The organism is Oleiphilus sp. HI0117, from assembly GCF_001635235.1.
This window is the reverse complement of the sequence record NZ_LWGA01000820.1, coordinates 1-7,063: the sequence shown is the minus strand read 5'-3', so window position 1 is coordinate 7,063 and position 7,063 is coordinate 1. Positions and strand designations below refer to the sequence as shown.

Here is a 7,063-nt window from a genome sequence, read left to right as displayed (position 1 = left end):
GCCATAATTCTACTTAGTGAATCTGAACTACCATTCTGGAATTCATCCCAAACGAACTTTCCAAGGCCTGGGTTTTGGGCCAACATTTCTGCGGCGATCAACACCATCCATGCGATACTTAAGGACAAGCGCATTCCGGTAAAGATCATCGGTACTGATGCAGGTAAAACAATTTTCTGAACATGTTTCAGAGCAGGTAATCGCAACACCTTACTTACGTTGACCAAGTTATCATCAATGGATGCAACACCCACTGACGTATTGATCACCATTGGCCATAAGCAGCAAAGTGTTACGGTGATCATCGAAACAATAAAGGACTTGGCTACCAGTGGATCTGACGAGACGTAGAGTGCACTCACCAAGATTGTCACCAAGGGTAACCAAGCCAAAGGAGAAACAGGTTTGAACACCTGAATAATCGGGTTAACAGCCGAGTTCAGTGTTTTATTCAGGCCAATGGCAATGCCTAGGGGAATCGCTATCGCTGCAGCCAATAAGAAGCCAGAAGCGACCGTCTTTAAGCTGGTAAAGATCTGATCGAGGAAAGTTTCTTTCCCGGTATACGCTCTGATTTTAGGCACATAAGATGGATCTTCAGCCACTCGTGCCGCATTTCTTTTCTCTTGCCTTTCGTAGAAGGCTTGCTCTTTAGTCCGCTCGGAAACGTGCTCATCATATAAAGAGACGAACTGCTCCATTACCATCGCGGGACCCGGAAACTGCCCCAAAGAAGTTTTAACACTCTGTGCGGCTGCCGCCCAAATAATGAGAAATACCGCAATACCTGCCATGGGTATTGCCAGAGTCTTCGCTGCCATCGCACCAAACTCTAATACCTTATCCAACCAAACAATTGGTTGTTCTATATCGTCCTTAAGAGATGTCGCCGTTGACATAATCTTCTGCTCCTGCTTAAAGCTACTTCAGTTAACTGACGACTCTCGTTCTAACAAACATTGAGAGCCGATCAAGATAAATCTTTCTTAGACAAACTTCGTTATCAGCAGTCAGACAACAAACCCTGGTTCAGGCCAGCATTTGTCGTCCGACATATGTAATACTCTTTAGATCTTGTCGCCTGATTTCAGACCAATTGAGAACTTCTCGATATACTTGTTTGGTTGTGTACCGTCATAAACAATGTTATCGATAAAGTGCGTTTGTGGGTCACGGTAGCCATCTTCAGTAGAGAAGTCTGGGAAGTCAGCCGCTTTCGCTTTACCTTCTTTGATCAAAGACTGCGCCGCACGTGCATAGATATCAGGACGATATACTTTCTTCGCCAAATCTTTGTACCACTCGTCGCTCTTATCTTCAGAGATCTGACCCCAACGACGCATTTGCGTTAGATACCAGATAGCATCTGAGTAGTATGGGTAAGTCGCGTTATAACGGAAGAATACGTTGAAGTCTGGTACTGAACGCTTATCGCCTTTCTCGTACTCAAAAGTACCCGTCATACTGTTTGCAATAACGTCATAGTCAGCACCAACATAGTTAGGTTGTGACAAGATCTTAACCGCTGCTGGACGGTTAGCATTGTTGTTAGCATCTAACCACATCGCTGCACGAATCATCGCTCGCGTTAAACGAACTGTCGTATTCGGGTATTTCTCAGCAAATTCTTTAGTAATACCAAATACTTTCTCTGGGTTGTCTTTCCAGATCTCGTAATCAGTCACTACTGGCACACCGATACCTTTGAATACGGCCTGCTGGTTCCAAGGCTCACCTACACAGTAGCCATAGATCGTGCCGGCTTCCAAGGTAGACGGCATTTGTGGTGGAGGTGTTACTGATAGCAAGGCATCTGCATCGATCTTACCTGTCGTGTCACCCTTATGAGGCGCGTAGTAGCCAGGGTGAATACCGCCCGCTGCTAACCAGTATCTTAGCTCATAGTTATGAGTCGAAACCGGGAATACCATCCCCATGTTAAAAGGCTTTCCATCTTCCTTGTACTTCTCGACAACTGGCTTCAGCGCATCAGCTTTAATTGGGTGAACAGGTTTTCCATCAGCCATCTTTGGAATATTTGGCTTCATCTGTTCCCAAATATCATTTGAAACGGTGATCGCATTACCATTCAAATCCATTGAGAAAGGCGTAATGATATGAGCTTTAGTTCCATAACCCATCGTCGCTGCAATAGGCTGTCCCGCTAGCATATGTGCACCATCCAAGCGACCGTCAATTACGCCATCAAGCAAGACCTTCCAGTTAGCTTGAGCTTCAATTTTGACGTACAGGCCTTCATCCTCAAAGTAACCGTTTTCATAGGCGACAGCTATTGGCGCCATGTCTGTTAGTTTGATAAAACCGAAAGTTAACTCCTCTTTTTCCGGATAGCCTAATTTCTCTGCATGCGCCGCGCCGCTAGTCATACCAACTGCGACACTTGCGCTGATTACTGTTGTCATCGTTGCCGTTTTTAACGATTTAAACCACTTCATAAAACGCTTCCTTTATATCAATGAATCAATAATAAACTTTCAAAAAATCCAAAAAAAAAGGCGCCCACCGATTAGTCGCCTCTAATGAGACCACTAACTGATGAGCACCTTTGCTCGTTCAAACCTGACCGCGCCATTGCGATCTTGTTTGATGTCTTTCTGATCGCCGTTGATAGAAAGACATTATGTTTTGTTTCATGAACGCCTTGCGTTCGTAGATATACTAGTTAAAGCACAAGCCGTGCCAACTTTTTATCCCTTATATATCAACTACTTGACAATATCACGCAGAAATACGACCCATTTCAGTGCACCAAGCACTTACTAACGACTTGCTTTAGGGCTACTCGACATCACCCAATAAGGAAAACACATCAATAATGCTTTCAGCCACTTTCACAATCGGCTGCCCCTTATCCATCGCCAACTTTCTAAGAGAGGTATATGCCTCATCTTCACTCAGGCCCTTCTGTTTCATCAACAAACCTTTAGCCTTCTCTAAGGTCTTTCTTTCGGCCAATTTGGTTTTTGTCGTGTTTAATTCCTTTATTAAACCTTGCTGCTCATGAAAACGAGCTACTGCGATATTAATAATTGAAGGCAAGCGCTGTGGCTGTATATCATCCACAATAAAAGCACTGACACCGGCCTTCACCACCTTCTGAACCAGCGGCGGCGCATCCTTTTCTGAGAAAACAATGACGGGAAGCGGCATGCGCTCTCGAAGTTCGACCAGTTGCTGTAAAGTGTCTTCGTCGGGCAAGTCCATGCCCACCACAAGAATATCAGGCTGATGCTCCTCTGCTTTCTCCAGCATAAGACAAGCATCTGTGACAGTCTCGATTATCGGATAAGCGTTTTCGCGAAGAGCTCTGCGTAACAACGCAGCTCTTGAATCCAAGGGATCAATTAACAGTGCGCGTTCTTTTTGAGAGAGCCCTGTATTTGAGATAACAGCTCTAGTCATACGACACCACCTTATTCATAAATTCAGACACAACTAAGTATGAAATACTCATTCCCTTCTGGCATAGGTCTGATAAATATTAAATGGTAAAAAATAGAGGGTATAAAAAGGAGCGAGCCTGTCAAAAGTACAGGCTCGCAATCAAGTCCTAGCTAAACCTAGCTAACCTCGATCATTTGAACAGTGCCATCAGGTAATACTTCATGCATATGACCTTTAGGCTCATCCAAGAACTGAACCAGAGCCAAGCAAGCCACCGCAGCACCTGCAATCACCATAAAGAAGGTCGATGCATCAACAAAAGAATAGACCGTCAGGAAGGTCACGCCACCCACGTTGCCATAGGCGCCAACCATACCTGCAATTTGGCCAGTCATACGCCGCTTAACCAGTGGCACCATAGCGAACACTGCACCTTCACCAGACTGAACAAAGAACGAACAAAGCAACACTGCCGCAACAGCCAATGGAATCATCCAGGTGCTATCAACTAGGGACAGAATCAAGTAACCGACCGTCAAACCAGCAATCAGAATAGTTAAGGTTTTCTTACGACCAAACTTATCTGATAAATATCCACCGGTAGGACGCGCCGCCAAATTCATCAATGCAAATGCACCACCCAACAAACCAGCCATAACAGGTGTTAGATCAAAGGTTTCCATGAAGAATGCTGGCAACATTGACACAACAGCTAATTCTGAACCAAAGGTAACGAAATAAGCCCAATCAAGAATAGCCACCTGCTTAAACTTATACTGGTCGTTTTCTGGTAGAGAAGTATGTAAATGTTCTTTGTTCACTTGATAGATTGAGTGCATTTGGAAAGCAAACAGACCAGCGAGCACCCCCCATAAAATGTTTGCTGTTGTTGCCGATAGTAGACTTACACCCGCTGGAGATAGCTTCCATGTCAAAACAGCCAAGGCAATATACATAGGCACATTCATCGCGATATAGAACCAGAAATCACGCTTATTACTTACTTCCAAACCACCCGATTTCTTTGGCTTAAAGTAAGTCGAACCTTTCGGTGTATTACGAACATTTTTGTAAAAGATCATGCTATAAACAAAAGCAACAACACCTGTTGTTGCGATAGCATATCTCCAACCATCATCACCACCATATACGTAAGCTGCTACCGCTGGAAGAGTCCATGCTGCAGCTGCCGAACCGAAGTTACCCCAGCCACCATATACACCTTCTGCTAAGCCAACCGTCTTCGCAGGGAACCATTCTCCCACCATACGAATACCGATAACAAAACCCGCACCAATAAAGCCACACAAGAAACGGAATAAGGCTAACTGCTCATAAGTTTGAGCTAGAGCAAAACCCCAACAAAGAAACGCCGACACCATCAACAACAAGCTATAAACAGCGCGCGGCCCAAACTTATCCACCAACATCCCGACAACAATACGCGCTGGTATAGTAAGTGCAACGTTAAGGATCAATAACGCCTTCCACTGGGCATTACTCATATCAAATGCTGCCATAATGAAAGGCTTCATTGGCGCATGACTGAACCACATCACGAAGGTCAAAAAGAATGCAAACCAGGTAAAGTGCAATATTTGTGTCGGTCGACTGGAAAAATCCAATAACCTTAATCGAGCTTCAGACATGCGGGGTTCCTTAAATAGATTGAATGAAAACTAGGCCACCATAATCAAAAGTCGATCCAACTAAGATTTTTTTCTTTACTTTCAACAAGATAAAAACAGATAATTACACAAACGACTTGCGCACAGACAGATTCCAACATATCCTCCAGCCAAAACGCACCATTCTGAAGCAATAGAAAGACTACCTTTTACTTCTCGCACCATATTACGCTCGCAAAACCTAAGCTATCACATGAAACAGCTTTACCAAGGAGCACACCAACTCATTGTGCACTATTTGAACAACCTGCATACAAACAATCTGCCCAAAAATCCAGCGTAAACCTAGGTACCTCAATCAAGACTTACCAAATTGGTGCCTTCATGACAGTGAAGAGCTACCCTACGCTTGACCCAAAGACCTATAAGAACGCTCAACACTACAATCGATAGTACCTTCCAGTCATTTATCTATGAAACTCTGGGCATAAAAAAACCGGCCTGAGCCGGTTCGGTTTTTTTTCACTCAGATACGCTTACAAATTATCAAGCGCTGAATTAAAGGTATCACTTGGTCTCATCGCCTTAGTCGCTTTCGCCACATCAGGATGGTAGTAACCGCCAATATCGACAGGCTTACCTTGCACAACCGTCATTTCAGCAAGAATAGTCGACTGCTGCTCTTCTAATGTCTTAGCCAGCGCTGCAAAGCGCTCTTTTAGCTCAAGGTTATCATCTTGCGCAGCAAGCGCTTTAGCCCAATACAAGGCCAAGAAGAAGTGGCTACCACGGTTATCCAGCTCACCAGACACTCGTGACGGTGACTTATTTTCTTCCAGGAAGATAGCCGTCGCCTCATCAAGCGTTTTCGCTAGGACTTTTGCTTTCTCATTATCATTCTTAATACCCAGATCTTCCAAAGAAACAGCGATCGCTAAAAACTCACCTAAAGAGTCCCAACGCAAGTGACACTCTTCCAGGAATTGCTGAACATGCTTCGGAGCAGAACCACCAGCACCTGTTTCAAACAGACCACCACCAGCCATTAACGGAACAATAGATAGCATCTTAGCACTGGTACCCAACTCAAGAATCGGGAACAAATCCGTTAGATAATCTCGTAGTACATTACCGGTAACAGAGATCGTGTCACGGCCACGAATCAAGCGCTCCATTGTGAAGCGAATTGCCTGATCCGGCGACATGATACGAATGTCCAAACCATCCGTGTCATGATCCTGTAAGTAGGTGTTCACCTTCTTAATCATTTGCGCATCATGGGCACGCTCAGGATCTAACCAGAATATAGTCGGCATACCCGTTGCTCGAGCACGAGAAACGGCGAGTTTCACCCAGTCCTGAATTGGCGCATCTTTAGTCTGACACATACGCCAGATGTCACCCTTCTCGACATCATGCGAAAGCAAGACCTTACCATCTTCATCAACTACACGAACAGTACCGTCAGCCTCTAACTCGAAAGTCTTGTCGTGAGAACCATATTCTTCAGCTTTTTGAGCCATCAAGCCAACATTTGGAACGGTACCCATTGTCGTTGGGTCAAAGGCATCATGATGCTTACAGAAGTTAATAACTTCCTGATAGATGGTCGCATATGTGCGCTCTGGAATAACCGCTTTAGTGTCTTTCAGTTTACCGTCAGTACCCCACATTTTACCACCAACACGAATCATCGCAGGCATTGACGCATCAACGATGACATCACTTGGTACATGGAGGTTTGAAATACCTTTGTCAGAATCTACCATCGCCATTTCAGGGCGTTCTTCGTAACAGGCACGAATATCTTCTTCAATTATAGAACGCTGAGAGTAAGGAAGATCAGATATTTTCTGGTGAACATTACTCAAACCATTGTTAGGGTTCACACCCAACTCTTCAAACTTCGCCTGATGCTTTTCAAAAAGTTCTTTGAAGTAAACAGTAACCGCATGCCCAAATACGATCGGATGCGAGACCTTCATCATGGTGGCTTTAACATGTAGAGAGAACAACAAGTCAGCTCTTCT

The 7,063-nt window shown here is 44.5% G+C and carries 5 protein-coding genes; all 5 read right to left on the bottom strand.

Features of this window, described 5'->3' with window-relative positions; translation table 11 throughout:
* On the bottom strand, nucleotides 1-821 hold an 821-nt coding region (locus A3757_RS13670; RefSeq protein ID WP_231878279.1), incomplete at its 3' end, for an ABC transporter permease.
* Between the two features lie 246 nt (nucleotides 822-1,067).
* On the bottom strand, nucleotides 1,068-2,456 hold the full coding sequence (locus A3757_RS13665; RefSeq protein WP_068515165.1) for a CmpA/NrtA family ABC transporter substrate-binding protein: 1,389 nt from the start codon (nucleotides 2,454-2,456) through the stop codon (nucleotides 1,068-1,070).
* Nucleotides 2,457-2,799: 343 nt separating this feature from the next.
* Nucleotides 2,800-3,423, bottom strand: coding sequence for an ANTAR domain-containing response regulator (locus A3757_RS13660; protein ID WP_068512368.1), 624 nt, complete (start codon nucleotides 3,421-3,423; stop codon nucleotides 2,800-2,802).
* A gap of 158 nt (nucleotides 3,424-3,581) precedes the next feature.
* Nucleotides 3,582-5,054, bottom strand: a complete 1,473-nt coding sequence (locus tag A3757_RS13655) for a NarK family nitrate/nitrite MFS transporter (protein WP_068515167.1) — start codon at nucleotides 5,052-5,054, stop codon at nucleotides 3,582-3,584.
* Between the two features lie 515 nt (nucleotides 5,055-5,569).
* On the bottom strand, nucleotides 5,570-7,063 hold a 1,494-nt coding region (locus tag A3757_RS13650; RefSeq protein WP_068739792.1), incomplete at its 5' end, for an NADP-dependent isocitrate dehydrogenase.

Excerpts from the sequence above, each read along its gene's own strand:
- A3757_RS13665 (WP_068515165.1), bottom strand. The coding sequence starts at position 2,456 with ATGAAGTGGTTTAAATCGTTAAAAACGGCAACGATGACAACAGTAATC.
- A3757_RS13660 (WP_068512368.1), bottom strand. The coding sequence starts at position 3,423 with ATGACTAGAGCTGTTATCTCAAATACAGGGCTCTCTCAAAAAGAACGC.
- A3757_RS13655 (WP_068515167.1), bottom strand. The coding sequence starts at position 5,054 with ATGTCTGAAGCTCGATTAAGGTTATTGGATTTTTCCAGTCGACCGACA.